The 2852-nt window shown below is 76.4% G+C and carries 1 protein-coding gene; it reads left to right on the forward strand.

Annotation, left to right across the window (positions count from 1 at the left end; translation table 11 throughout):
* A partial coding sequence (locus AC5WRT_RS38755; RefSeq protein WP_496101086.1) for an SDR family NAD(P)-dependent oxidoreductase occupies positions 1-2852 on the forward strand: 2852 nt, incomplete at both ends.

Below are 2852 nucleotides of genomic sequence, written 5' to 3' on the forward strand. Positions count from 1 at the left end.
CGGACGAGGAGTTGACGTCCCCCGAGTACTGGGTGGACCACGTCCGCCGCACCGTCCGCTACGCCGACGCCGTACGCACCCTCGCCGACGAGTACGCCACCGCCCGTTTCCTGGAGCTGGGTCCCGACGGCACCCTGACCGCGCTCGCGCGGAGCGTGCTGCCCTCCGTGGAGCAGGAGGCCGAGGCGGGCGTCGAGCAGCATGTCGCCGTGCCCGCGCTGCGCAAGGAGGGGTCGGAGCAGGTCGCCCTGCTGAGTGCCGTCGGTGCGCTGCACGTGCACGGGCTCAGCCCCGACTGGTCCGCGCTGTTCCCCGGCGCGAAGGAACAGGCCCTGCCCACGTACGCCTTCCAGCGGCAGCGGTACTGGCTGGCGGACGTGGTCTCCGGCGGGGACGACGGCGGCCGGGGCGAGGCCGTCGACTCGGCGTTCTGGGCGGCCGTCCGCAAGGGCGACGTGCAGGAGCTGGCCGGGCGGCTGGGGCTGGACCCCGATGTCCTCGCGCCCGTGCTGCCCGCGCTGACGGCCTGGCACCACAGCAGTGTGCAGCGTTCCACCGTCGCGTCCTGGCAGTACCGCGAGACCTGGACGCCCCTGGAGGTCCCGGCCGGTACGGCCTCCGGGATCTGGCTGGTGCCGTTCTGCGCCGACGACGCCGAGGCCGCCGGGACCGCGGCCGCCGTCGCGGGGGCGTTCACCGCATCCGGTGCCGAGGCGCGCGCCCTCCCGGTCGGCGCCGACGCCGACCGGGCCCGGATCGCCGCCGTCCTGGGCGAATTCCGTTCCGCGCACGTGCTGTCGCTGCTCGCGCTGACCGAGACCTCGCACCCCGGCCACGACGACGTGCCCCTCGGCCTGCACCTGAACACCCTGCTGGTGCAGGCGCTGGCCAGGACCGGGGCCGGGGCGCGGCTGTGGGCGGCCACCCGGTCCGCGGTGTCCGTCGGCGCCGCGAACCCGCTCACCCGGCCCGTGCAGGCCACCACCTGGGGCCTCGGCCGCACCGCCGCCGTCGAGCACTCCGACCTGTGGGCCGGCCTCGTCGACCTGCCGTCCCGGCTGGACGAGCGGACCCTGACCCGGCTCGTCGCCTGTGTGAGCCGGTCCGGCGACGACAGCGAACTCGCGGTGCGCGACTCAGCGGTGTTCGCGCGCAGGCTCGTCCGGGTCGTCCGGGAGGACGACGACCGTCCCGAGCCGCGCTTCACCGGCACGACCCTGATCACCGGCGGCACCGGCATCATCGGTGCCCACGTCGCACGCCGCCTCGCCCGGCACGGCGCCGAACACCTGCTGCTCGTCGGCCGGCGCGGCCCCGATGCCCCCGGTGCCGACGAACTCCGTCGCGAACTGGAGGACTTGGGCGCCGAGGTCACCGTCGCGGCCTGCGACCCCGCCGACCGGGCCGCGCTGGACGCGCTGCTCGCCGGCGTGCCCGTCGACCGGCCCCTCACCGCCGTCCTGCACATGGCGGGCACCCTCGACGACGCGCCGCTCACCGCCATGGCCCCCGAGCGGTACGCCACCGTGCTGCGCGCCAAGCTGCGCGCCGCCGCCAACCTCGACGAGGCCACCCGCGACCTCGGGCACCCCCTCACCGCGTTCGTGCTGTTCTCGTCGATCGCCGGGGCCCTCGGCTCCGCCGGCCAGGCCGGATACGCGGCCGGAAACGCCCACCTCGACGCGCTGGCCCGCGCCCGCCGCGCCGCCGGACTGACCGCCACCTCCGTCGCCTGGGGCCCGTGGGCCGGTGGCGGCATGGCCGACGACCCCGCCGTCCTGGCCCGGCTGCGGCGCGGCGGCCTGACCCCGATGGAGGCCGAACCGGCGCTCACGGCCCTCGGCCGGATCCTCGCCCACGACGACACCTGGGCGCTGGTCTCCGACATCGACTGGGGTCGCATCGCAGAGGGACGGCGCGGACTGCCGGGCAGCGCCCTGTTCAGCCGTATCCCCGAGGCCGCCCAGGCCGCGGCGGCCTCCGCCGACCCGGGCGGCGCGCACGGCGGCCGGCTCCGCGCCGAACTCGCCCCGCTGGGCGCCGACGAGCGCCGCCGGCTGCTGCTGACGCTGGTCCGGCGCAGCGCGGCCACCGCCCTCGGTCACCCGACACCGGAGAGCATCCAGTCCACCCGGGCGTTCCAGGACTGCGGCTTCGACTCGCTCACCGCCGTGGAACTGCGCAACCTCCTCGCCACCGCGACCGGCCTCCCCCTGCCCACCACCCTCGTCTTCGACCACCCCACCCCGGTGGCCCTCGCCGACCACCTGCTGCACGCGCTCGACGACGGCACCCTGCCCGCCGTCCGGCACACCGCCGCTGTACCCAGGAGCGCCGCCGACGACGAGCCCATCGCGATCGTCGCCATGGCCTGCCGCTACCCCGGCGGCGTCGGCTCGCCCGAGGACCTGTGGGATCTCCTCACCCGCGGCGGCGACGCCGTCTCCGCGTTCCCCGCGGACCGCGGCTGGGACGTCGAGGCCCTGTACGATCCGGACTCCCGCCGTCCGGGAACCAGTTACGTCGGTGAGGGCGGCTTCCTCGACGGGGCCGCCGACTTCGACGCCGCGTTCTTCGGCATCTCACCGCGCGAGGCCGTCGCCATGGACCCGCAGCAGCGGCTGCTGCTGGAGGTGTCCTGGGAAGCCGTCGAGCGGGCCGGACTCGACCCGCGAGGCCTGCGCGGCAGCAGCACCGGCCTGTTCGTCGGCTGCGGCCACCAGGGCTACGGCGCCGGCCTCACCGACGTCCCCGACGATGTGCGCGGCCACCTGCTCACCGGCAGCGCGGCCAGCCTCGCCTCCGGCCGCGTCGCCTACGCGCTCGGCCTCGAGGGCCCCGCCGTCACCCTC

This window comes from Streptomyces sp. NTD91 (assembly GCF_059510455.1).